The following is a 23,984-nucleotide window of genomic DNA, read 5'->3' on the forward strand; positions in this document are numbered from 1 at the left end:
GGCAAATTAGACCTCCCGATATCGTCCTGCGGACAACAGTATGTGCTTAATTGTTGTTGCGCAAATGAACTTGTTCACAGTCGGCAATTATCTGATCAAATTGGAAACTATTTGCGTATTCTGATGTGATTGCGGTAAAATCACCAAGTTGGATTTGCGACGCATATGTCAGGATCGGATCAGTGATCCGCAACAGGGGCAGGTTCCATAGAACGTACTATTTTCCGGTTTATTTGGAAGTATTCGAAACGCGACCAGCTTATCCTTCTGGCCGTCACCTCGACGCTGTTTCCACTGCTTTACCTGACGTTGGAATTGCCGAAGCGGATCATCAACGACGCTATCGGTGCGGCAAGTCCTGTTGTTGACGTCCTTGGCTACAGCCTGCCGCAGACGACCTTTCTGATCATCTTGTGTTTCGCCTTTCTGGCTGCCGTGCTTGCGCATGGCTTGATGAAGATGCGCATAAACACGATGAAGGGCGTGCTTAGCGAACGCATGTTGCGGCGGTTCCGGTATCAGTTGATCAGCCGCGCCCTGCGCTTTCCCCAGCCATATTTCGAGCGGGTCAGTCAAGGCGAGATGGTGTCGATGGTCACCGCCGAAAGCGAGCCGATGGGCGGCTTGATGGGCGATGCGATCAGTCAGCCGGTATTGCAGGCCGGGCAGATGATAACAATCTTGTCCTTCTTGTTCCTGCAAAGCGTCTGGTTCGGGTTGGCGGCTGTTGCCCTGATCCCGGTACAGGCGTGGCTGATCCCCAAACTTCAGCGCCAGATTAACCTGCTCAACAAACGCCGTATTCAGGAAGTGCGCGTTCTTGCCGCCCAGATTGGCGAGAATGCGGCCGGGACATCGACGCTGCGGGCCAATGGCGGCTGGCGGTATCGCCGCGCCATGATCTCGGATCAACTGGGGCGTCTGTTCGGGATTCGGTTCGAGATTTACCAGAAGAAGTTCTTTATGAAGTTCATAAACAACTTCATCTCTCAGCTCACGCCGTTCATGTTCTATCTGGTCGGCGGCTTGCTGGTGCTGCAAGGATCGGTTTCACTGGGTGCCCTTGTCGCGGCGCTTGCTGCGTACAAGGATCTCAGCTCACCCTGGAAAGAGCTGCTGACGTATTACAACCAGACGCAGGATATGTCTCTGCGCTGGGACGTCGTGATAGATCGTTTTGCGCCGCCCGGCATGCTGGACGAAAAGCTGTTCGAGGACGACCCAAAAGAGCGCCCGCATTTGAACGCGGATGTTGTTCTGGATCATGTCTCGGTGCGGGATATGGATGGAAATCAGGTTCTGGATGATCTGAACCTCACATTCCCGGGGGGTAAAACCATCGGCATTGCCGCCCCGAGTGAAGAAGATCGCCGTGCGATTGCTGAGTTGCTGACGCGTGAAATCCTTCCCAGTGCGGGCCGCGTCGAAATCGGGGGTCACAACCTGTCTGGCCTGCATCAGAGCGTTGTGGCAACCCGGATCGGGTACGCCTCGTCCCGGCCGGTCATGTTTCAGGGAACTCTGGGTGACAATGTCATGATGCCCATGCGGTTCAAACCGCTGTCGGCCACGACGGATGACCCCGGTTTTGCCGAAACGCAAAGGGCTGGCAACAGTCGTGACCCGTTTAAGGCAGAATGGCTGGATCCGTCGCTGGCCGGGGTCGAGACCGCGGACGCGCTGCGTGACTGGTGGCTGCAACTGATTGACGGGATGGGATCCGGCGCGGCCCTGTTCCAACGCGGATCAGAACAGGCATTTGACGTTGATGAACATCGCGAACTGGCCCAAAAGCTAGTCGAGCTGCGCCCGATCGTCCAACAAGCCGTGCGCGATGCTGGGCTGGAACAGCAGGCGCTGGTTTTTGACCGCGATGCCTATAATGCCGCTTTGCCAGTTGCCGAGAACCTTTTGTTCGCTACGCCTCGTGTGCCCGTTACGCAGGCCCTCTTGGCGCGTCAGCCCGTCTTTTTGGGGCAACTGCGCGAATTGGGGCTGGATGAAACGCTGGTCAACCTGACGCGCGACGTGGTCGATATGCTACGCCAGATCTTTGGTCTGGACGGGACCGACCACCCCTTGTTCCGCAAGCTGGGTCTTGAGGTTCAGACCTACGAAAGCGCGGTGGAGTTGCTGGAGCGAACCCGCGATGAAGGTGTGTCCGGGCTGGACGACGAACAGCTTGCCAATCTGTTGGCTGTTCCCGTTGTCATATCCGCCGAACAGATCGGGCCTGCGTTTACGGATGAGCTTAAGAACCGCATCCTCGAATTGCGGCACAGCCACTCACACAAGTTGCTGGAAACGCTGCACGACGTATTTGCCCCTCTGGATGCCGAGGCGTTTGCGCCGGGTCTGACGGTGATGGAGAATGCGCTGTTCGGCAAGGTCAGCCAGATCGGTGGGGCCAGATCGGACGAAGTGCGCAAATTGATCGTCGATGTGCTGGATCAAAACGGTGCGCGCCCCTTGGTGGTCGAGCTGATTTATGACGTCCCGGTTGCTTTGGGTGGCCAGAACTTGCCCGCAGTATTTGCCGAACCGCTGGCCTTTACGCGCGCGACAATCAAGAAGCCGGACATTCTTATTCTGGAAAACGCGTTGGCAAGCTATGACATGGCAACGCAGGTCGCGGTTTATAAAAACCTGCGTTCATTGCTGCCTGATACAACTGTCATCTATCTGAATGATCAGTTCGACAGTCCCGACGTATTCGACATGTTTGTCGAAATCAGGCAAGGTCGGGTTGTTTCGGATGAGGGACCGGCGGACGTGGAGGAAGACAGTGCAGCCTCGGCAGACCTTGCGCGTAAACTGCGGGCGCTGGAACAGACGCCGTTGTTCTCGGGTCTGGATCGACGTCAGTTACGCCTTTTGGCCTTTGGTGCGCGCTGGTTTGATGCGAAGCCGGGTGAAGTTGTATTCCTGAAGGACGATCAACCAACAGACGGCGCGTACGTTGTGCTGGAAGGCGAGGCGGGCCTGTATCTGCCTCAGGCGGGCGGGCCGGATCAGCTTATCGCGACGGTCGGCGCGGGCGCGTTGGTCGGTGAACTGGGGTTGATCCGAAAAGAACCCCGCGCCCTAAGCATGATCGCCGAAACAGAGTTGTCCTGTCTGCGGATCGGTGAAGAAGAATTTCTGGCTGTTGTCGAGAATGACGCGGCGACCGCATTCAAGCTGTTGCAGGTCATCGCGGGATACGTATCGAACTAAGTGGATCAGCTTTTGGGTTTGCAGAACAAATCGTATAGTAGGCCGATCACTTGCGTCGTGTTACCATCATGAAGCGAGTAGTAAATCGTTTTGCCTTCCCGACGGGTCGAAACCAGACCTTCGCCGCGCAACCGCGCAAGCATCTGGCTGACAGCCGCCTGCCGCGTATCCAGCAACCGTTCAAGCTCACTTACAGATTTTTCGCCTTCGCCCAAATGACATAGGATCATCAGGCGCCCCTCATGCGCCAAAGCCTTCAGGAACGCCGCAGCGTTTGCGGCGCTGTCCTTCATGTCCGACAGGGCGTCGTCGGTGTTCTGAATGTTGTCTTCTTTGAGCGTCACGCGCAGCCTGTTCGCAACTGGGGCTGGTCCAATATGCCTCAGATCGCGGGGGCTTGTCACCCCTCGGTTGCTGGCGCCCCGCCCTGAAAGGCGTTTCCGTTGACATAGTCGCAGGGTTCTTCCTGCATCTGCAGGTGCAGTCCGTCGCCAGTGAACGGATGCGCGCGGGCCAGATCTTCGTCCACGTCGATCCCCAGACCGGGTGCGGTTGGGGCCGTTACAAACCCGTCTTCGACGCGAAGCGAGCCCTTGATCAGACTGTCGTGAAATGGCGATTCGATGGTTTCCAATAGCAACAGGTTCGGGATAGACGCTGCCAGTTGGATGTTGGCGGCCCATTCAATCGGACCGGCATAAAGGTGCGGGGCCATCTGCGCGTTGAACACTTCGGCAATGGCCGCAACTTTCTTCATCTCCCAAATACCCCCTGCGCGCCCGAGCGCGGGTTGCAAGATTTCAGCCGCACCAGCCCGCAAAACCGCGCCGAATTCGGCCTTGGTTGTCATGCGTTCCCCAGTCGCAACTGGGATACGGACGTTGCGGGCAACGCGGGCCATATCATCGATCATGTCGGGCGGGGTGGGTTCTTCGAACCAAAGGAGGGAATAGGGTTCCAACGCCTGCCCCAAGCGGATCGCGCCTGCGGTGTTGAATTGGCCATGGGTGCCAAATAGCAGGTCTGCCTTGTCTTCGACGGCGTCGCGGATCGCTTTGCAAAATGCAACCGACATTGAAATGTCGGTCATCGCAGGCATGTGTCCGCCGCGAATTGTATAGGGGCCGGCGGGGTCGAATTTTACAGCCGTGAAACCACGCCGGACCATTTCGGCCGCGCAGTCCGCGGCCTGTTCTGGCGCAGTCCAGAAATCGGTGAGGTTATGTTGGGGCAGGGGGTAAAGATACGTGTAGGCCCGGATGCGCGGGTTCATCAGCCCGCCCAGTAAGGCATAGACAGGGCGGTCGCGGTCCTTGCCAAGGATATCCCAGCACGCGATCTCAAGACCCGAAAACGCGCCCATCACGGTCAGGTCCGGGCGCTGGGTAAATCCGCTGGAATAGGCGCGGCGGAACATCAGTTCGATATTCTCGGGGTTTTCGCCCATCATGTGCCGTTCGAACACATCGCGGATGACGTGCCGCATCGCTTCGGGGCCAACCGATGAGGCATAACATTCCCCCCAACCGGTGATCCCGGTGTCGGTCGTGAGCTTAACGAGGATCCAGTACCGCCCACCCCAGCCCGGAGCAGGCGGTGCGGTGATGATGATATCGAGATCCTGCAGTTTCATCCCGGTTCTCCCCGCGTTGTGTCAGGCCCTGTCGAACACAATGACATTGCGTTTGGCCGATCCGGTTTTGGTGTCTGCGATTGCTTCGTTGATCTGCGCCAGAGACCAGCGGCCCGAGATCAGTTCGTCCAGTTTCAATCTGCCCTGTTCATACAGGTCGATCATCCAAGGAATATCGCGCTGGATGACCACGTCGCCCATCTTGGATCCTATCAAGCCTTGTCCCAAAGCGGCCAGAATGACGGGTTCGTAGCTGGCGGTGTCACCGGAATGGGGCATTCCGATCATGACGGCCTTGCCTCCGCGCCCCAGATACCGGACGGCCTGATCATATGCCGGTATCGCGCCAACCGTAATCAGCACGGCATCGGCACCGCGCCCACCCAACGCTTTGTAGGCGTCCTTCCACGGAGCCTTGGATGTCGCCAAAACGCCATGGGTTGCGCCGAACTCTTTCGCGATCGAAAGTTTTTCTTCGGTCATGTCGACGGCCACGATGCGCCGGGCCCCGGCGATACGGGCCCCCTGAATGGCGTTCAGGCCGACCCCGCCCGCACCGATGACCACGACATCTTGCCCGGCGCGCAGACCGGCGGCATTCACTGCGGCACCGACCCCAGTGATCACCCCGCAAGATAGCAGGCTGGCCACGTCCTTTGGCATATTTTCGGGGATTTTGACAATCTGCCGGTGACTGACCACCACCTTTTCCGCAAACGCGCCACAGGCCATTGCTTGTTCCAGCGGCTCGCCCTTCGATGTCTTCAGCGGCCCTTTGACCGTGTCGTATGGCGTTTCGCAAATTGTTGGCTGACCTCCTGAGCAGGACGGGCACGATCCGCAGGCCCGGATCAGCGTGACGACAACAGCGTCACCTACCTTGAACCCATCGGTGGAACTGCCGACTGCGGTGACGATTCCGGCGGCCTCATGCCCGTAAACGGCCGGCAGGAATCCACCCCACGCACCACTTGCGTATGAGATGTCGGAATGGCAGATCGCCACCGCATCCAAGGTCACTTCAACTTCGCCCGCAGCCGGTGGCGCAAGCTGAACATCTTCGATCACCAAAGGTTCGTTGAACGCGTGGCATACGGCGGCCTTGATCGTCTGCATGGATTCCCCTCGTTTCGTTTGGATCACGGTGGCGCGGTCAGGGACGCTCTGCAAGACGGAAACCGTCATTTGGGGGTCGTTGTTACGACTTGTTGGGGCGTGAACGCAAAAACATGGTAAATCCAGCGATCATCAAGACCATAGCCAGTAGGAACGGTGCCCCGGGCAGGTAAAGCGCGGTTCCGGGTTTGACGAACTGCGCAAAAATACTGGTCATCAACAACGGGGAAATCACCATGGACAGGGCGTGCAGCGATGTAAGAACGCCCTGAAGTTCACCCTGCTGAGAATCCGGTGTTGCGCGCGACATCAGCGCCTGCAGGGCAGGCGTAACAACCGCCCCAAGCGCCGTAATGGGGATTAGGAGCAACGCAATCAATCCGTTTGTGAGAAAACTCAACAACAGAAAGCTGACGATCTCGAAGGCCATACCGTAGACAATGGTGACACGTTCACCCAGATATCGGGTCGCCGGGCGGATCAGCCCGCCTTGTACTGCGGCCATTCCAATTCCGTAGACACCCAGCGACAGGCCGATCATTTGCGCAGACCAGCCGAAACGCTCGGTCGTGAAATAGGCCCAGATCGCCGGATAGACATAGATCGAAACCGAATAAAGGAAATACACCCACAGCAACGGTCGAATGCCCGGCAGTTCAGCAATTGCGCGCAGCGAATTGACAGGGTTGGCGCGGCGCAAGCTGAAGGGTCTGCGGGTTTTGTCAGTGACCGTTTCCGGCATGACAAACACTCCGATGATGAACGATAGCGAAGACAATATTGCTGCCGCCCAAAAGGGCGCGCGCGTTCCGTATTCACTTAGCAATCCACCAATCACGGGACCGAGGACAAAGCCAACGCCGAAAGCAGCCCCTAGCAGACCAAAGTTCGCGGCTTTTTCATGCGGCTTCGATACGTCGGCCATAAATGCCGCAGCGGTTGAGTGAGTGGCAGCCGTGATGCCCCCGACAATCCGGCCGGCCAGTAACAGCCAGATGCTGCCGGCGATGGCCATAACGACATAGTCCAGCGCCATGACAAAAAGGGAGACTAACAAAACAATGCGTCTGCCATAGGCGTCTGACAGGTTCCCCAGAATAGGGCCGAAAATAAACTGCATCGCAGCGAATGAGGTGCTGAGGACACCGCCCCAAATTGCTGCGCTTGCCAGCGTTCCCCCCTGAACCTCGACGATCAGGTCGGGCATGATTGGCAGCACCAGCCCGATGCCCATGGCGTCGATCATGACTGTCAGCAGGACAAAAAAGAAAGGCAGGCGCATAGGAACCGGGAGAAGGACATGTCGACCGGACCTTAACCACAGTCGTTTGACAAGGAAAATACCGGTTTCGGAAATTCTTATGGGTCGGGCGGCAACGAATTGGCGATCTCGTTAAGGATTTCAGCCAACTGGTCCGGATGAGAAAAGAACGGAGAGTGCGAGCTGTCGATCACATATCGCATGTGTTGGGGCGCGGCTTGGCTCATGTGTTCCTGATATTCGTTTGGTATTGTCCGGTCGTCGGATGCGCGGATATATGCCTTTGGAACTTGCTTAAATTGGTCGCCAAGAGGCAGCGGCGTATCCTGAGGCGCAATGGCCTGCGGACACAATCGCGCCAGGGCATAGGGCACCGTTGCAGGGGGACAGTCATGGTAGAATAGCGCCTGAACGCGATCCGGTTTAACGGAATAGGACAACCCATCCGCGGATTTCTCGACAGCGTCGCCGATTGTCTGCCTTGGCGACTTCCGGCGCATCTCGATCATTGACTGGCCATCTTCGGGCACATACGCGCACAGGTATACCAGTGCTTTCATACCTTTCGGGTCCGCCTCGGCTGCTGCGCTGATCGGATAGCCGCCCCAGGAATGCCCGACGATTATCGTTTGGGGCGAACTGGCGGACAGAACGGTATCGCGGCAACTGCGCAATGTCACATCTGCGATCGTTGTCGGGTCTGAACCGTGGCTGGGCATGTCGATCGCGTGCGCCGAGTGGCCCAGATGCTCTAGCGCTGGGACTACGTCGCGCCAGCACCACGCCCCGTGGCACGACCCATGGACCAATAGGAAATCCGCCAAAATACCGCTCCTTCAAAATACGTCTAAATATGTCCTATGTCGGCCATGAACTGCTGAAGCAGGGCCGCGTATTCAACTGGTTGTTCAACACATGGAAGATGGCCCGCCCTCCGCAGTAGCTCGAACCGTGAGCCGGGGATCAGGTCGATGGTTTCGCGCACCAGATCGGGCGGGGTCGAGCCGTCTTCGCTGCCGGCAATTCCAAGCGTTGGCAATCTCAGGCCGCTGGTCGGCGTGTAAAAATCGGTGCCTGAAATGGCGGCGCAGCAACCCAGATATCCATCTACCGGCTGGCGCACCATCATGTTTCGCCACAGCAAGTGGTCCGGCGACGCGCGAAACGACTTTGAGAACCACCGCTCCATCGTGGCGTCCGCCAGCGCTTCGATCCCGCCCTGACGCACCGCGTTCATCCTGTCCTGCCAGATTGACGGGGTTCCGATCTTCGCGGCCGTGTTCGACAGGACCAAGGCGCGAACCTGATCCATGCGCTTCACGGCAAGCCCCTGCGCGATCAACCCGCCGATGGACAGGCCGACGAAGACACAATCCCGAATCTCAAGAAAGTCCAACAAAGCTTCGGCGTCGCGGATCAGTGACCCCATCGAATAAGGCGCAGAAGGGCAGGACGACAGACCGTGCCCACGCTCGTCATACCGGATGATCCGCAGGCCCGGTGGCAAATGCGGCAGCATGGCGTCCCACAAGCGTAGGTCGGTACCCAGAGAATTGGCGAATACCACGGGTGCGCCATTTGGGTCGCCGTCGACCCGGTAATGGATGCCAATATCTCCTATCTCGGCGAACTGCATGACTTAATCCCCATTCGTCACACGTGGAATTCACAACCTGACTTATCCTGCGTGCGCTGTCAGGTCAGGAATTCCAGTGCTTTCCCAAAGACTTCGGGGTCCGTATTGCCCCCCGATGCAACAACTATCACCGCGTCGCCCTTGATTTCATCGCTGCGGAAAAGAGCCGAGGCCAATGATACAGCACCGCCCGGTTCCAGAACAATCTTGAGGCGCAGAAAGGCAAGCGCCATAGCCCGCAGCGCTTCTTCTTCGGTGACGGAAAACCCCGGACCGCAAAGCCGTTTCAAGATCGGAAAGGTGATTTGGCCCGGTTGCGGTGTCAGGATCGCATCGCAGATATTCCCCGACGACGCGGCGTTGTTCTGTATGTGCCCGGTCGCCAACGAGCGTTTCACATCGTCGAACCCCTCGGGCTCGCAAGGTCGGGCGCGCAGACCCGGGGCATGCCTTTCAAGCGCCAGCGCGATACCTGACGTCAGCCCGCCACCGCCACAGCACACAAGTACGTCGGCTGTCTCAACCCCCAAGGACGCGGCTTGACGGGCGATCTCAAGGCCGGTTGTGCCTTGCCCTGCGATTACCTGCGGCTCATCATAGGGCCGGATCAGGGTCAGGCCGCGTTCCGAGGCAAGCCTTTCTCCGATATCCTCTCGGCTTTCATTTGCGCGATCATAAAGGACCACCTCACCGCCCAACTCGCGCGTATTGTTGATCTTCAACTGCGGCGCATCCGATGGCATGACAATGACTGACGACGTGCCATGTAAAGAAGCGGCGTGCGCAACCCCCTGCGCGTGGTTCCCCGAGGAATAGGCAATTACACCGCGCTTGCGATCCGCTTCGCTGAGGGCCGAGATCGCCGACCATGCCCCCCGAAATTTGAAGCTGCCAGTATGTTGCAGACATTCCGGCTTTACCAATACACGGCGTCCCGCGATCTCATCCAGAAACGGAGAGGTCAGGATCGGGGTTTCCCGAACATGGCCTTTTAACCGCGCTGCCGCGGCTTCAATCAGGTCAAGCGAGCTCATGCAGCGTCCAGTATTTTGTGAATGAGGTCAAGCGATTGGGGTTCGTCCAGAAATGGGGCGTGCCCCCGATCCGGTATCTCTGCCGAGATAAGGCCGGGGTGACGCTTGTGCATTTCCGTCAGCGTTTCTTTGCCGAGTATATCAGAATTCTCGCCCCGTATGACGCCGGTTGGCGTGTCACGAAGCGCCTCGAAGAACATCCACATATCCGGAACGGCCCCCGTTGCGGCTTGTTCAAGCAATGCGGTTCGCAGCGCCGGGTCATAACGCATCGCAAGCCCGTCACCCGTCTGTTCATACTGGATTTCAGCCTGTTGCCGCCAACGCTCCAATGGGACGCCTGGGAAGGTCGGCTCCATAAACTGTTGCAGGACATTTGCGGCTTCATCATAGTTTTTGGACACGGGCTGTTTGCCAACGTAATCCATGATCTTAGCAATACCCGACAGTTCCAGAACCGGGCCGACATCGTTTAGAACCACAGCCGACAGACGCTCGGGGTGGCTGGCGGCCAACGCCATTGCGATCAGACCGCCCCGGGATGTTCCGATCACCGTCGCCTTTTCGAGACCGAGGTGATCCAGCAATTCGATCGCGTCATGGGATTCGCGAAAGATATTGTAGTTCATATAGTCCGGGTCGCGGTCCGAATTGCCGCGCCCGCGGTAGTCCATGGTGATCATCCGCATACCCGTCAGGTACGGTGCCAGAAACGAAAAATCCCGACTGCAGCGGGTCAGTCCCGCCAAGCATAACACCGGCTGGCCCGAGCCTGTGTCATTGAAATAAATGTTCCTGCCGTCTGTCGTGGTGAAGAAAGTCATTCAAGCCCAGCCAGTTGCGGTATCGTCGTCAGGTCGGTCAGAACATGTGCGGGTTTCCATGGCAAACGGTCCATCGGTTCACCCGCCCTGTTGACCCATGCGGTCGTAAAGCCGTAACCGGACGCACCGGCTGCGTCCCAGCCGTTAGAGCTGACGAACAGAACTTCGTCGCGTTCGCCGCCGAACCTACCCTGCACAAGATCATAAACGCTTGCGTGGGGCTTAAAGACTCCAACGCTTTCGACCGACAGTACGTCATCCAGAACGTCACCGATGCCTGCGGATTTTACGGCGCCGTCAAGCATTGGGGGGGAACCGTTGGACAGGATGGCGGTTTGCAACCCTCCGGCCTTCAGCGCGCGCAACATCTCGGGGACTTCGGGATATGCCTGCAACTGCCAGTACAAGTCCAAGAGCCGCTGTCGCAACGTGCTGTCTCCGTCTAGGTCGGTTGCCTCAAGCGCCCAATCCAACCCGTCTTGCGTGACATCCCAGAAATCTGCATGAGCATCCGCAACTGCGCGCAACCACGTGTATTGCAACTGTTTCAAGCGCCAGTAATTCGCCAGTTCCGGCCATTTCTGCTGCAATGCTTCAAAGCCGGGTTCGGCAGCAGCCTGACGTGCGGCCGCCGCGACGTCGAACAGCGTTCCATACGCGTCGAAAACGCAAGTTTTGATTGGCATTTGATCCCCTCCATTTTTTGGGCGCAGGTTGGCAAAAGAGCGAAGGGTTTACAATGCCGTGTCACACCCTAGGGTTGGCCGCTCAATCCTTTTTCAGGCCGGAGGCCAATATGACCGAAATCAAGCAAGGCGACACGGTTCGCATTCACTACACCGGGACGCTGTTGGACGGCAAAGTCTTTGACAGCTCGGATGGGCGTGATCCGTTGGAATTCGTTGTCGGCTCCGGTCAGATTATTCCCGGTCTGGATAGCGCTATGCCCGGGTTGTCCGTGGGTGAAAAGAAGCGGGTCGAGATCGCTTGTGCGGACGCTTATGGCCCGATCAATCCCGCAATGCGGCAGAGCATTCCGCGCGAAGGAATTCCTGATGACATCCCGCTGGATCCCGGTTCGCAATTGCAGATGCAGGCCCCCGACGGACAGGTTATGCCAGTGACTGTCGTTGAGGCGGACGAGGCGACCGTTACGCTCGACGCAAACCATCCGCTGGCAGGGCAGGACCTGATTTTCGATATTGAGGTTGTTTCGATAAACTAAGCCCACACAAGGCCCGGATCGGATCAGCCTGTAATCAGGCTGGTCCAGGATTCAAAAGTGGCGCGAACATGCGGTTGCGTGAAGAATACAAACAGCATCAACAGCATTGTCAGCGTCAGCAATGCTGCGCGACCACGAACCCCTAAAAAACCCTGCTTTCGGCGGGAGCGGGAAACGCGGGGGCTACTTGCGATAATATGTTCGGCTTTGCTCATGCCGCCATCACTGCCGGGGAAAGATGTTCAAATCTTGGCACCGACAGGGAAAGATCGGGTCACATGTGATCCGGTTGCGGCATACCCAGAACATGGAACCCGCCATCGACGCGGATGATTTCGCCGGAAGTACACGCGCCGGCATCTGATGCCAGGTAGACAGCAGTGCCGCCCACAGCTTCAAGCGTCGCGTTCGAGCGCATCGGCGCGTTCTGGTCGCAGAACTTGTAGGTCTTGCGCGCGCCGCCAATGGCCGCCCCTGCCAGTGTCTTCATCGGACCGGGGGAGATGGCGTTCACGCGGATACCTTCAGGGCCAAGATCGTTGGCCAGATAGCGTGTGGCCGATTCCAGCGCGGCCTTGGCCACGCCCATGACATTGTAATTCGGAACCACGCGGTTCGAGCCCTGATAGGTCAGCGTCAGCAACGTGCCGCCATTGTCTTTCATCAGCGGATAGGCGCGGCGCGCGACCTCGATGAACGAATAGGCCGACACATCCATCGAGTGTTTGAAATTCGCCCGTGTTGTGTTCAGAAACCGGCCCGTCAATTCGGATTTGTCCGAATAGGCAATGGCGTGGACCACGAAATCAATCGTCGGCCAGCGTTCGCCCAATTCGCCAAATGCACGGTCCAGCGAGGCGTCGTCGGTGACGTCCGCATCCACCATGAAATCGCTGCCGAGGCTTTGTGCCAATGGCTCCAGCCGCTTGCCGAATGCTTCGCCCTGATAGGTGAATGCGAGTTCCGCGCCAGCCTCGTGCATGGCTTTGGCAATGCCCCACGCGATCGAGCGGTCATTCGCCACGCCCATGATCAGGCCGCGTTTGCCCTTAAGAAGATCCGACATCATATTCACCCGTTATACTTGGACAGAACCATGGACCCGTTCGTGCCGCCAAAGCCGAAGCTGTTGGTCATCACACTGTCCAAACCTGCATTTTCAATCACTTGTGTTGCAATTTCACCGGGCAGGATGCCTTCGGCAAGTGTGTCGACATTGATCGACGGCGTAATGAAGTCATGGTGCAACATCAGCAGGCAGAAAATTGCCTCGAGTGCGCCAGCCGCCCCCTGCGCGTGGCCGGTCATCGACTTGGTCGATGAAATCGGAGGCACATTGCCTTCGCCAAAGATTCTTCGCACGGCTTCGACCTCGCCCACGTCACCGACAGGGGTCGAGGTTCCATGTGCGTTGATATAGCCGACCTTCCGACCCTCGGGGAGGGTGCCCAAGGCCAGACGCATGGCGCGTTCGCCGCCTTCGCCGGACGGGGCAACCATGTCGTGACCATCAGAGGTTGCTGCATAACCTGTGACCTCGGCATAGATTTTTGCGCCGCGGGCCAGAGCGTGATCCAGATCTTCCAGCACGACGATACCGCCGCCGCCCGAGATCACGAAACCATCGCGATCCTGATCGAACGCGCGCGAGGCTTTGGTCGGCGTGTCGTTGTATTTCGACGACATCGCGCCCATCGCGTCGAACAGGCAGGACAGGGTCCAGTCCAGTTCTTCACCGCCGCCGGCAAACATGACGTCTTGTTTGCCCAGCATGATCTGTTCCGCCGCGTTGCCGATGCAGTGCAACGAGGTCGAGCAGGCCGATGTGATCGAGTAGTTGATGCCCTTGATCTTGAACGCCGTCGCAAGGTTGGCCGAGATGGTCGAGCACATGCATTTGGGAACGGCGAAGGGACCGATCCGCTTGGTCGCGCCGTTTTTCAGAACAGTCTGATGCGCCGTCAGCATTGCACTGGTCGACGGGCCACCTGATCCTGCGACAAGACCTGTGCGCGGGTTCTCGACCTGATCTTCGGTCAGGCCTGCGTCAGCAATGGCCTGCGACATGGCGATATGCGCATAGGCCGCGCCGGGCCCCATAAACCGCAGAGTGCGCTTGTCGACATGCTCGGTCACGTCGATCTTGAGCGACCCGGCGATCTGGCTGCGAAAGCCGTGTTCAACCATCTGGTCATTGGCCTCGATGCCGGACTTGCCAGCTTTGAGTGAGGCCAGAACCTCTTCGGCATTGTTCCCGATGGAGGACACGACCCCCAAGCCGGTGACAACTACTCGACGCATTTGCGTGCTCCTTATTTCGGCCCTGTCAGGCTTAGGCTTCAGATAATACGACTTTCATATCTTTGACGTCGTAGATCATTTCACCGTCCGCTTCGACAATCCCATCCGCAACACCCATGGTCAGGCGCCGTGTCTGGATCGCTTTTTTGAAGTCTATTTTGTAGGTCAGCATCTTGCGGTCAGGACGTACCATGCCGGTCAGCTTGACCTCGCCCACGCCCACGGCCATGCCGCGCCCCTGCCAGCCGCGCCAGCCCAGGTTGAAGCCTGTCAATTGCCACAGCCCGTCCAGCCCCAGACAGCCGGGCATGATCGGATTGCCGGGGAAGTGGCAGTCAAAGAACCACAGATCAGGCGTGATATCGAATTCGGCCAGAACGTGGCCTTTGCCATGCGCGCCGCCATCGGCCGAGATATCGGTGATCCGGTCCATCATCAGCATAGGTGGGGCAGGCAACTGCGCGTTACCGGGGCCGAATAATTCGCCACGGGCGCATTTCAGCAGATCGTCCTTGTCAAAGCTGCTCGGGAATTGGGCCATTCTTGCCGCCTCTCCTGCCAGGGGTCCGTTTATCTAATCTGGCCTCGTCTAGCACCCGTATGCAAGGTCCTGCAAGAGCGGTGGTCCACATCATGTTGTGTTCAGACTATTCTTTGCGAATGAATTTCATTTGAAATTACCTGACCACAGCACTTATATATACCTAAGTACAACGAAGGTATCGGATTGATGACACCTGAAAGCCAGAACATCGCCACGAATTGGTTGGTTCACGCCGGATTGCGTCCGACGCGTCAGCGGGTGGCGCTGGCCGAGTTGCTGGTGGGCGATGGACGTCATCGCCATGTGACCGCAGAGAGCCTTTTTGAATCAGCCAAAAAGAACGGTGATGCCGTATCTTTGGCAACCGTTTACAACACATTGCGCGCCTTCTGCGATGCGGGCGTTTTGCAGGAAATTACAGTGGACGGGTCGAAAAGCTATTTCGACACGAACACCCATGACCATCCCCACTTTTTCTGGGAGGATGAGGGCCGCCTGAGCGATGCACCATCAGAAGAACTGGTGATTCAACGTCTTCCCGAAGCGCCCGAAGGCGTGGAAATAGCTTCGGTGGACGTCGTGATCCGCCTGCGGAAGAAGTAACCTTTCTCAGTAATTGTAAGTAATCACAACGCCTTACCCGTAAACGGGTCCAGCGGCTGTGTGACGTGTCGCGTTGAATCTCCAACGAGGCAGCTCCTTGCGCGACCATCGTGTTTTGCCCGATTTTCATATTTACCCCAAGAAATGCCGGGCCGCTGATGGCAAGCTGCCATGTCTGCCAATCGCGCAAAGATATACGCTCTGAAGCCGGGGAAACCAAAAAGGAAATTAAGTCCAAATTCGAAAGATATGATTTGAACCAAGGTTTGATCCATGCGCAGATCGACGAACCACCGGAACGGAGACAGAATAGATGCACCCTTTGGTTACGCAAGACATGATTGACGCCTATCAGCGCGACGGTGTGATTCTGATTAAAGGTTTGTTTGCGGACTACGTCGACACCCTGCGCGATGGGATTGAGGTCAACATCGCTGATCCCGGCCCATATGCGTCGGATAACAAAAAGCAGGGTGAAACGGGGCTGTTTTTTGACGATTACTGCAACTGGTCGCGGATCGAACAATTTCAGAAGGTCGTCCACAATTCGCCCGTGGCCGAAGTCGCGGCGGATCTGATGCAGTCTCAGACTGTTCAGATGTTTCACGATCACGTTCTGGTAAAAGAGCCGGGCACGTCGATGGCAACTCCATGGCATCAGGACGGGCCGTATTATTTTGTCGAAGGTCAGCAAACCATCAGTTTCTGGTCGCCGCTGGACCCCGTGTCACAAGCAACGCTGAGGTGCGTCGCCGGATCGCACCGGTGGAAGAAAGAGGTTCTGCCGACTCGCTGGGTTTCCGAAGAAGGGTTCTTTCCCGATGAGGGGCAGTACATCCAAGTCCCTGACCCCGACGCAGAGGGCATGAAGGTCGTCGAGTATGAGATGGCGCCGGGTGACGCCGTTGCCTTCAATTACCGAACCCTGCACGGTGCGCGGGGCAATCATTCAGACAGTCGTCGCCGCGCCTTTTCATTGCGCCTTGTTGGTGACGATGCGCGCTATGTCGAACGCCCGGGTCGCACATCTCCTCCGTTTCCGGGGCATGACATGCAGCCCGGACAGCGGCTGCGAGAGGATTGGTTCCCGATTCTTCTCAGACGTTAGGCGTTCGAATCAAAACCACTGACCGGTTTCGATCAACCCCAAGTCCAGCAATTGTCGCGACGACCACTGAAACGGGGTCGAGTTGCTCCAGCGAAAGCACTGGATATTGCTGTTTGAACCAGCGTTGATTTTCAACGCCTTTGCCGCGCGAAACGAGCAGATGGCAGCGGTCAGGTTGTGATGCCACGGGCAGGAATAGGTATTATATTCGGGCTCGTTGAACGTGTGATCGGGTCTGAGTTCCAATCTCGGCTGCGTTTTGAATATGGCGATCCGGTCGATGCGACGGCGTTCGTAAGGGATCTGGTCTTCGAACCGCCACCGCAGGCCACCGGACATGTCCAACTGACGCTCCAACGGATGGCCGTCGGCGTCGTAGCGGGTGTGGGCATAATAACCGGTCTTGTCCAGCAGGGCACGATCGGGGGCTACGCCGTTGGGCGCAGCCGTCAGATCATCCGCGTAAAGATCAACGACATGGCATAGCATGGAATTACGGCGCTCTTCCGAATGGAAGGCTAGCAATTCGCCGATCGTCCGTGTCTCACAAAACGGAAAAAACAGGTACTCGGTGTTATAGCAATAATACATCCAAACATCCGGCGCGGCTTTCATGACCTTGTTGATCGCCTCAAAGACGGTTGTGCGCGGTGCGCATGTCAAAGTGACGCGGTGGATACGGTCGGCAAGGGCAGGGTCCAGAGAAAACTCCTGCGGCATGAACACGACAAGAGATTTGAAGCCCAGGTTCAGGTGGTGCTGAATTGTGCCATCGACCTCAACATCGTCTTCGGCAAAAATCAGTGCGACTGGGCCTTTCATGAGGGCCTTCGCGCCGGTTCGCAGGAAAGAGTTGAGGGAGTTGTACTGCATCGCCCGTCTGATTTCATCCAACTGGAGTTTTTGGCCAAAATCGGGTAATCGCGCGGGCATTGCAAGCGGCGTTCGTAAAGTATAGACGACGTCGATCCCGCGAACGCAAAGGCTACACCCATGTCGGAACCCAAAAAGCTGTACATCAAGACCTATGGTTGTCAGATGAACGTCTACGACAGCGAGCGTATGGCCGAGACAATGGGCGGTCAGGGCTATGTCGAAACAAAGACGCCTGACGATGCAGATATGATTCTGCTGAACACCTGCCACATCCGTGAAAAGGCGGCTGAAAAGGTCTATTCCGAACTGGGCCGTTTCAAGGGACTGAAGGCGGAAAAGCCTGATCTGAAGATCGGCGTCGCAGGCTGTGTTGCGCAAGCTGAGGGCGAAGAGATCATGCGCCGGCAACCTCTGGTCGATTTGGTGGTGGGACCGCAGAGCTATCACCGTCTTCCAGAGATGGAAGCCAAGACCCGCGAAGGTGCCAAGGCGCTAGACACGGATTTCCCCGAGGAAGACAAGTTCGAGAAATTGAAAAACCGCCCCAAGGCCAAGCGCGGCCCGACGGCGTTTCTGACTGTACAGGAAGGTTGCGACAAGTTCTGCGCCTTCTGTGTGGTGCCATATACCCGCGGGGCCGAAGTCAGCCGTCCAGCCGACCGCATCATTCGCGAAGCGCAGGATCTGGTTGAACGTGGCGTGCGCGAAATCACTCTGCTGGGTCAGAACGTTAACGCCTATCACGGTGCGGGGCCCAATGGGGACATGACGCTGGCGGGTCTGATCTGGGAATTGAACAAGGTTGATGGGCTGGAGCGCATCCGGTTCACCACCTCGCACCCCAACGACATGGCCGATGACCTGATCGAGGCGCATGGAACTTGCGACAAGCTGATGCCCTACCTGCATCTGCCGGTGCAGTCAGGCTCGGATCAGATTTTGAAGCGGATGAACCGCAGTCATACCGCCGAAAGCTATCTGCGCCTGATCGAACGCATCCGCGCAGCGCGGCCTGATATCATGATGTCAGGCGATTTCATCGTGGGCTTCCCCGAGGAGACAGACGAGGACTTTCAGGCCACGTTGGATTTGGTCGAGCAGGTCAGATACGGATATGCGTATTCGTTCAAGTATTCCACGCGCCCCGGAACCCCTGCCGCCGAACGGTCTCAGGTTGATCCTGAGGTGGCGGATGACCGCCTACAGCGTTTGCAGGCCATGATCACGCGGCACCAGCGCGAAATTCAGGATGCGATGGTCGGGCGAAATGTCCGCGTGCTGTTTGAGAAACCCGGCCGTCTGCCCGGGCAGATGGTCGGAAAATCCGAGTATCTTCATTCGGTTCACGTCTCGGATGCCGATGTCGAGGTGGGTGAGTTGAGAGACGTGCGCATCACCAGCTCAGGCTCGAATTCGCTGGCTGGCAGGTTGCTTTGACGCGACATTTTTCGTGTCGTTGCGTCATGGTTGAATCTTATGGAAAAATTTACCCTTGATTTATGACTTGGAACTATGTTCCGAGAAAAGTCATATTTTTTAGGGGTATACGGCTCTAGCCGTCCCTGAGGTCGTTTTTGCGTCGCCCAGTATCAAGGGCGTGGCCATGGAGAGTGCGAGTGAAGGTTTTGAATCTTATCAATATACTCAAATTCAAACTGCCACTTTCTGCTTTGGTTGCATTTGTGTTTCTTTCCGGCGCGGTAACGGCTGGCAACCTTGAAGAAGGTGTTTCAGATCCTCCCATCGTCAGCCCCAAGCGTTTCGACAGCGACGTCAGTGCGTTTTATCTTGGCTTGACCGGCGGATACGCGACCAGTGGAACGGATCGCTTTGGCCTGACAACGCCCACCGATACATTTGCGATCGGTGAATTGGATCTAAGCGGTTCCTATGGTGGTGTACGGGCAGGATGGCGGGGTATTCTACCGGCCAAGCAAGGCCGCGACTATGTCTACGGGTTTGAAATCGGATATGACTTCGGTTCGCTGGATGATGATGTCACAACGCAAATCGGGGGCATCACTGTGGACGGTGGATCCGAAGTCTCGGACGTTGTGTCGATTCGCTTCCGAAATGGCCTTACCAACAAAAGCGGCACGGTGTTGTATTTCCTCTCGGTGGGTTATGTGAACGGTGACGTTGAAACCACGAACAGCTTGTCTCTTGGGCCTACGGTTCAAAGCTTTGCAGAAAGCGACTCGCGTAACGGGTTTTCCGCCAGCATTGGTGCGGAACACAATTTGAACGCCAATTGGTCGATTACAGGCGAATATGAATACGTTCAGTTTGATTCCAAGGACATCGTCTTTGAAAATGGATTTTCCACCAAGTCGACACCGCGGTATCGGGGTTTGCGATTTGGCTTGAATTACCGGTTCTGAACAACCGGCTTTTTGCCAGTTTTTTATGCCTGCGCGGGTTTTCAAACCGGACTGTGATCGGCGGTTTCGACATCAGTTACGGAAAAATTGAAACTGTGACTTGCACCCACCAAGAGTTGTTGTCTACGCTCAAGGTGAAACGCCAAGACAGGAGAACGTATTGGCCATCGGTGCCCTGAACCCACCGCAAAATGAAATGCCCCAGCGTGAGGCGTTTGTTGAATTCCCAGACAACCGGTTGTTGATTGATCTGTGCGGCGAATATGACCGCAATCTGACTGATATTGAGCATAAATTATCCGTTCAGATCGTGCGACGCGGAAACCAGTTGGTTGTGATGGGCGAGGAAGATGCCCAGAAACAGGCAATTGAGGTCCTTCAGGCCCTCTACACCCGCCTTGAGGGTGGGCGCGAGGTCGAAGCAGCAGATGTGGATCGCGAACTTCGTATGGGCGGATCTGAAAAAGGCACCGGAAGCCGCGACGGTGACCAGCTTGAAATGTTCAAAGGTGGCACGGTTGAGATCAAGACCCGCAAAAAGCTGGTTGAACCGCGTACCGATGCGCAAAAGGCTTATGTGCAATCCCTGTTCAATAACGAACTGGCCTTTGGGATCGGTCCGGCAGGGACAGGTAAAACCTATCTGGCCGTCGCGGTGGGCGTGTCGATGTTCATTGGCGGCCATGTGGACCGCATCATCCTCAGCCGTCCTGCGGTCGAAGCGGGTGAGAAGTTGGGATATTTGCCCGGTGACATGAAGGACAAGGTCGATCCGTATATGCAGCCGCTTTATGATGCGCTGAACGACTTTCTTCCCGGCAAGCAATTGGCCAAGCTGATCGAAGAAAAACGAATCGAAATTGCTCCGCTTGCTTTTATGCGCGGTCGAACGCTGGCGAATGCCTTTGTTGTTCTGGACGAGGCGCAGAACGCCACGACCATGCAGATGAAAATGTTCCTGACCCGGTTGGGCGAAGGCAGCCGGATGGTAATTACGGGCGACCGATCGCAGGTCGATCTGCCGCGCGGGGTCCAATCGGGGCTTGCCGATGCCGAGCGTTTGCTGAAGACGATCCCGAACATCAGCTTCAACTATTTCACCTCGAAGGATGTGGTGCGGCACCCGCTTGTCGCTGCGATTATCGAAGCGTATGAGGCTGACTCGGGTCGTGAAACCGGATAGTTTCAAAGGCCCTGCGGGGACTTTGGAAGAGACACAATGAATCTTGAGCTAACGGTTGAGGACATGCGCTGGCAGGGGGTAGAGCCCTTGGCCACGCGCGCTGTGACCGCTGTGCTGGCCCATCAGGGCGTGGATTCCGAATTGTGTGAAATAAGCCTTCTTGCCTGCGGCGACACTCGCATCGCCGAGTTGAACGCGGAATTTCGCGAAAAACCCGCTCCGACCAATGTTCTGAGCTGGCCAGCCGATGATCTGGCGGCTGAGATCGCGGGTCAGGAACCCGCTTGTCCAAGCCCGGATTTCACCGGAGAAATCGCACTGGGCGACATCGCAATTTCCTATGATACCTGCGCACGCGAAGCCAATGAGGCGGGGAAACCTTTCGAAGATCACGTGACACATCTGCTTGTTCACGGAACATTGCATTTGCTGGGATACGATCACGTTCGTGACCCCGACGCCACTTTGATGGAGGGTGTCGAGGTCGAGATACTTGGCAAACTGGGTATTGATAACCCATATATAGTTTAATACGGGCCCATTCGGGCCGATCATTTGGAATGGGAAAATGGGCGATACAGACGGCAGTTCTATGGCGGCGCAGGGCGCGCAACCAAAGGACGGCGACAATGACATAAGAGAGAAAACGGGTTTCTTTTCTCGAATAGTGGACGCGTTCTCGACGCAGAACGTCGAAGAGGTTGCTGCGGCCAACGGACACGAGGCCGACAAGAGCCAGCCACGGGGCATGATCAACCTGCGGCGTATGCGCGTCGAAGATGTGGCCATCCCAACGGCAGAGATCGTGTCTGTATCCTCGACCATCACCAAAGACGAATTGGCGCAGGTTTTTCGTGACAGCGGGCTGTCGCGGATACCGGTATACGAGGGGACGCTTGATACACCGCTTGGGTTTGTTCACCTCAAGGATTTTGCCCTGACGCATGGGTTCAACGGAACGTCCTCTGAATTTGATCTGGTTTCGATGCTGCGGACCCTGTTGTTTGTGCCGCCGTCAATGCCGATTGGGGTCTTGTTGACCAAAATGCAGACGGAACGCCGGCACATGGCGCTTGTGATAGACGAGTATGGCGGCGTTGACGGATTGCTGACGATCGAGGACCTGATTGAACAGGTGGTCGGTGAGATTGCCGATGAACATGACGCCGACGAAAGCCAGCTCTGGGTTGAAGAGAAACCGGGTTGCTATGTGGTTCAGGCCCGTGTCCCGCTTGAAGAATTTGAAGCCGAGATCGGGCGCTCGTTGACCAGCCACGAGGATGTCGACGAAGAAGAGATCGACACGCTGGGCGGTTTGGTCTTTATGCTGTCGGGGCGTGTCCCTGCACGTGGCGAAGTTGTTCTGCACCCCGAGGGGCCAGAGTTCGAAGTCTTGGATGCCGATCCGCGCAGGATCAAACGCTTGCGTGTCATGTTGCCGGATATCGTTGCATGAACCCTGCCCAGGGCTTGCCTATTTGGTTAAGGCTAGTGTTGGCGTTCATATTGGGCGCGGTAACTGCGTTTGGTCTGGCGCCATTCGGGTTTTGGGCTGCATCCATTGCAGCGTTACTTGCTTTGGCGCCCCTGTACTTGGCAACGGAAACGCGGGCACAGGCGGCTTGGCTGGGGTGGGCCTTTGCGACGGGCTATTTCGCTCATGCGTTAAGTTGGATCATTGAACCGTTCCTTGTGGACGCGGAACGTCATGCCTGGATGGCACCCTTTGCGCTTGTGTTCATGGCCGGAGGGCTGGCGCTGTTCTGGGCGCTGGCTTTTTGGTTGGCGCGCCGCCCGGGACAAGGCGCAGTTGGTCAGGCTGTGTTTCTGGCCATCGCGATATCCTTGGCAGAGTGCGCGCGCGGCTACGTACTGACCGGATTTCCATGGGCTGGGTTGGCGCAGATTTGGGTCGCCACGCCCTTCGCTCAGGTTTTGGCGCTGGTTGGTCCATATGGGGTAGGCGCTCTGACGCTGTTGGCAACATTGCCTATGGGAGCCGCTCTGACGCAACGATCCTCGTTTGCGTTGCCTGCGTGCTTGTCTGTGGGAGTGGTGTGCTTGGCCGTTGGTTATGCTGCTTTTCGGCCTGATGTTACCGAAACGGGGCATATCGTACGCTTAATTCAGCCCAACGCGCCGCAACACCAGAAATGGGACCCGGACTATGCACCGCTGTTTTTTGCGCGTCAGATTGAGTTCACGGCCGCGCAGCCAAAACCCGATTTGATAGTCTGGCCGGAAACCTCGGTGCCGGCTTGGTTGGGTAGCGCGCAACCTTATCTGGATGTTGTCGTGGATGCGGCACAGGGGACGCCGGTCTTTTTGGGTATTCAACGCGGGGACGGGCCTCGGATCTACAACTCGATGATCTACCTGAACGAGGACGGTCAACAACAAGGGCTGTACGATAAACATCACCTTGCCCCGTTCGGAGAGTACGTGCCGCTTGGCGACCTCATGGCGCGAATTGGTATCTATGGCATGGCTGCAACCACGGGCAGCGGGTTCAGCGCTGGGCCGGGCGCTGCCTTGATGGATGCGGGTGCGCTGGGTAAGGCACTGCCTTTGATTTGCTACGAAGCGGTCTTTACCCAGGATGTTCTGTCCGCTCCGGGACGTGCCGATTTCTTGTTGCAGATTACCAACGATGCGTGGTTTGGAACGCGATCAGGCCCTTACCAACATCTTGCACAAGCCCAGATGCGGGCCATTGAGCAGGGATTGCCCATGATGCGGTCAGCCAATACCGGGGTGTCGGCAATGATTGACCCGCTGGGCCGCATCACTCGGTCGCTTGCTTTGGGTGAGGCCGGGTATGTCGATGCAAACCTGCCAAAGCCTTTTGCGGTCACACTTTATTCAAGGATTGGTGACATACCCATCTTTTTGCTGCTGGTCGGAGCGCTTGCGCTGCTTTGGCGCAACGCTCGGAGAGAGGGCGCGTAATTTCGGATTGACCCGATGATTTTGCGGGCGTATCCCATCGAATGCCTGTCACAACGGCTTCCTGGCGTGATGGGGAAATCGTAATGGAGCACTT

24 protein-coding genes and 1 riboswitch are annotated in these 23,984 nt (G+C 57.0%); of the genes, 10 read left to right on the forward strand and 14 right to left on the reverse strand.

From position 1 onward, the window contains the following. The first annotated feature begins 219 nt into the window (after positions 1-219). The gene (locus tag GOX73_RS11295) at positions 220-3,216 is read left to right on the forward strand and encodes an ABC transporter transmembrane domain-containing protein (RefSeq protein ID WP_171134966.1); all 2,997 of its coding nucleotides are present in this window, start codon (positions 220-222) and stop codon (positions 3,214-3,216) included. Positions 3,217-3,221: 5 nt separating this feature from the next. Here the strand turns inward: GOX73_RS11295 and GOX73_RS11300 are convergent, their stop codons facing one another. The 9 genes from GOX73_RS11300 to GOX73_RS11340 all read right to left on the reverse strand — a co-directional run bounded on the left by GOX73_RS11300 (position 3,222) and on the right by GOX73_RS11340 (position 11,406). After that, entirely contained in the window at positions 3,222-3,509 is a 288-nt protein-coding gene (locus GOX73_RS11300) for a helix-turn-helix transcriptional regulator (RefSeq protein WP_171125925.1), read from the reverse strand. 107 nt (positions 3,510-3,616) lie between these two features. Further along, on the reverse strand, positions 3,617-4,849 hold the full coding sequence (locus GOX73_RS11305; RefSeq protein WP_171125830.1) for a mandelate racemase/muconate lactonizing enzyme family protein: 1,233 nt from the start codon (positions 4,847-4,849) through the stop codon (positions 3,617-3,619). 21 nt (positions 4,850-4,870) lie between these two features. Then, complete coding sequence (locus GOX73_RS11310; RefSeq protein WP_171125829.1) at positions 4,871-5,965, reverse strand: Zn-dependent alcohol dehydrogenase; 1,095 nt, start codon at positions 5,963-5,965, stop codon at positions 4,871-4,873. 82 nt (positions 5,966-6,047) lie between these two features. Further along, on the reverse strand, positions 6,048-7,247 hold the full coding sequence (locus tag GOX73_RS11315) for a TCR/Tet family MFS transporter (RefSeq protein WP_171125828.1): 1,200 nt from the start codon (positions 7,245-7,247) through the stop codon (positions 6,048-6,050). 77 nt (positions 7,248-7,324) lie between these two features. Beyond that, positions 7,325-8,050, reverse strand: coding sequence for an alpha/beta fold hydrolase (locus tag GOX73_RS11320; RefSeq protein ID WP_171125827.1), 726 nt, complete (start codon positions 8,048-8,050; stop codon positions 7,325-7,327). A 23-nt stretch (positions 8,051-8,073) separates the two neighbouring features. After that, positions 8,074-8,862 carry a 3-oxoadipate enol-lactonase gene (gene pcaD, locus GOX73_RS11325; RefSeq protein WP_171125826.1) on the reverse strand — a complete coding sequence of 263 codons (789 nt, stop codon included), beginning with the start codon at positions 8,860-8,862 and terminating at the stop codon, positions 8,074-8,076. Between the two features lie 59 nt (positions 8,863-8,921). Continuing rightward, entirely contained in the window at positions 8,922-9,896 is a 975-nt protein-coding gene (locus GOX73_RS11330) for a threonine/serine dehydratase (RefSeq protein WP_171125824.1), read from the reverse strand. Beyond that, positions 9,893-10,720 (reverse strand): alpha/beta fold hydrolase, encoded by an 828-nt coding sequence (locus GOX73_RS11335; protein WP_171134899.1) that lies wholly within the window; start codon positions 10,718-10,720, stop codon positions 9,893-9,895. The genes GOX73_RS11330 and GOX73_RS11335 overlap by 4 nt, the downstream gene beginning before the upstream one ends. Continuing rightward, entirely contained in the window at positions 10,717-11,406 is a 690-nt protein-coding gene (locus GOX73_RS11340) for a haloacid dehalogenase type II (RefSeq protein ID WP_171125821.1), read from the reverse strand. The genes GOX73_RS11335 and GOX73_RS11340 overlap by 4 nt, the downstream gene beginning before the upstream one ends. 110 nt (positions 11,407-11,516) lie before the next feature. Between GOX73_RS11340 and GOX73_RS11345 the strand changes: the two genes are divergently transcribed. Next, a complete protein-coding gene (locus GOX73_RS11345) occupies positions 11,517-11,945 on the forward strand; it encodes a peptidylprolyl isomerase (protein ID WP_171125818.1) in 429 nt (142 codons plus the stop codon). Positions 11,946-11,968: 23 nt separating this feature from the next. Here the strand turns inward: GOX73_RS11345 and GOX73_RS11350 are convergent, their stop codons facing one another. Genes GOX73_RS11350 through fabA form a run of 4 tightly spaced genes read right to left on the reverse strand, consistent with a single transcriptional unit; the run spans position 11,969 to position 14,787 of the window. Continuing rightward, positions 11,969-12,160, reverse strand: a complete 192-nt coding sequence (locus tag GOX73_RS11350; RefSeq protein WP_171125817.1) for a hypothetical protein — start codon at positions 12,158-12,160, stop codon at positions 11,969-11,971. A gap of 59 nt (positions 12,161-12,219) precedes the next feature. After that, positions 12,220-13,011, reverse strand: a complete 792-nt coding sequence (locus tag GOX73_RS11355; RefSeq protein WP_171121766.1) for an enoyl-ACP reductase — start codon at positions 13,009-13,011, stop codon at positions 12,220-12,222. Positions 13,012-13,016: 5 nt separating this feature from the next. Then, entirely contained in the window at positions 13,017-14,246 is a 1,230-nt protein-coding gene (fabB, locus tag GOX73_RS11360) for a beta-ketoacyl-ACP synthase I (protein ID WP_171125815.1), read from the reverse strand. 31 nt (positions 14,247-14,277) lie between these two features. After that, positions 14,278-14,787, reverse strand: a complete 510-nt coding sequence (gene fabA / locus GOX73_RS11365; RefSeq protein ID WP_170326986.1) for a bifunctional 3-hydroxydecanoyl-ACP dehydratase/trans-2-decenoyl-ACP isomerase — start codon at positions 14,785-14,787, stop codon at positions 14,278-14,280. A 189-nt stretch (positions 14,788-14,976) separates the two neighbouring features. Between fabA and irrA the strand changes: the two genes are divergently transcribed. Further along, entirely contained in the window at positions 14,977-15,393 is a 417-nt protein-coding gene (gene irrA / locus GOX73_RS11370; protein WP_171121768.1) for an iron response transcriptional regulator IrrA, read from the forward strand. Positions 15,394-15,706: 313 nt separating this feature from the next. After that, positions 15,707-16,501, forward strand: a complete 795-nt coding sequence (locus GOX73_RS11375; RefSeq protein ID WP_171125813.1) for a phytanoyl-CoA dioxygenase family protein — start codon at positions 15,707-15,709, stop codon at positions 16,499-16,501. Between the two features lie 9 nt (positions 16,502-16,510). On the opposite strand, the gene GOX73_RS11380 is transcribed toward GOX73_RS11375, so the two are convergent. Then, positions 16,511-17,434, reverse strand: a complete 924-nt coding sequence (locus GOX73_RS11380; protein ID WP_371808593.1) for a hypothetical protein — start codon at positions 17,432-17,434, stop codon at positions 16,511-16,513. A gap of 60 nt (positions 17,435-17,494) precedes the next feature. On the opposite strand from GOX73_RS11380, the gene miaB reads away from it, so the two are divergent. The 6 genes from miaB (at position 17,495) to lnt (ending at position 23,890) form a co-directional block, all read left to right on the forward strand. Then, positions 17,495-18,814 carry a tRNA (N6-isopentenyl adenosine(37)-C2)-methylthiotransferase MiaB gene (gene miaB, locus GOX73_RS11385; protein WP_171125809.1) on the forward strand — a complete coding sequence of 440 codons (1,320 nt, stop codon included), beginning with the start codon at positions 17,495-17,497 and terminating at the stop codon, positions 18,812-18,814. 179 nt (positions 18,815-18,993) lie between these two features. Then, on the forward strand, positions 18,994-19,758 hold the full coding sequence (locus GOX73_RS11390) for an outer membrane beta-barrel protein (protein ID WP_171125807.1): 765 nt from the start codon (positions 18,994-18,996) through the stop codon (positions 19,756-19,758). A 160-nt stretch (positions 19,759-19,918) separates the two neighbouring features. Next, positions 19,919-20,941 (forward strand): PhoH family protein, encoded by a 1,023-nt coding sequence (locus GOX73_RS11395; RefSeq protein ID WP_171121773.1) that lies wholly within the window; start codon positions 19,919-19,921, stop codon positions 20,939-20,941. Between the two features lie 36 nt (positions 20,942-20,977). Continuing rightward, the gene (gene ybeY, locus GOX73_RS11400; RefSeq protein ID WP_171125806.1) at positions 20,978-21,472 is read left to right on the forward strand and encodes an rRNA maturation RNase YbeY; all 495 of its coding nucleotides are present in this window, start codon (positions 20,978-20,980) and stop codon (positions 21,470-21,472) included. Between the two features lie 37 nt (positions 21,473-21,509). Next, positions 21,510-22,397: a hemolysin family protein gene (locus GOX73_RS11405; protein ID WP_171125804.1), complete on the forward strand. Its 888-nt coding sequence runs from the start codon at positions 21,510-21,512 to the stop codon at positions 22,395-22,397. Next, positions 22,394-23,890 carry an apolipoprotein N-acyltransferase gene (lnt, locus tag GOX73_RS11410; RefSeq protein WP_171125802.1) on the forward strand — a complete coding sequence of 499 codons (1,497 nt, stop codon included), beginning with the start codon at positions 22,394-22,396 and terminating at the stop codon, positions 23,888-23,890. Before GOX73_RS11405 ends, lnt begins: the two co-directional genes overlap by 4 nt. A gap of 42 nt (positions 23,891-23,932) precedes the next feature. After that, positions 23,933-23,981, forward strand: a riboswitch (SAM-SAH riboswitch). Positions 23,982-23,984 lie beyond the last annotated feature (3 nt).

Origin of the sequence: Ruegeria sp. HKCCD7221, assembly GCF_013031225.1 — a bacterium.
Lineage (GTDB): Bacteria > Pseudomonadota > Alphaproteobacteria > Rhodobacterales > Rhodobacteraceae > Ruegeria.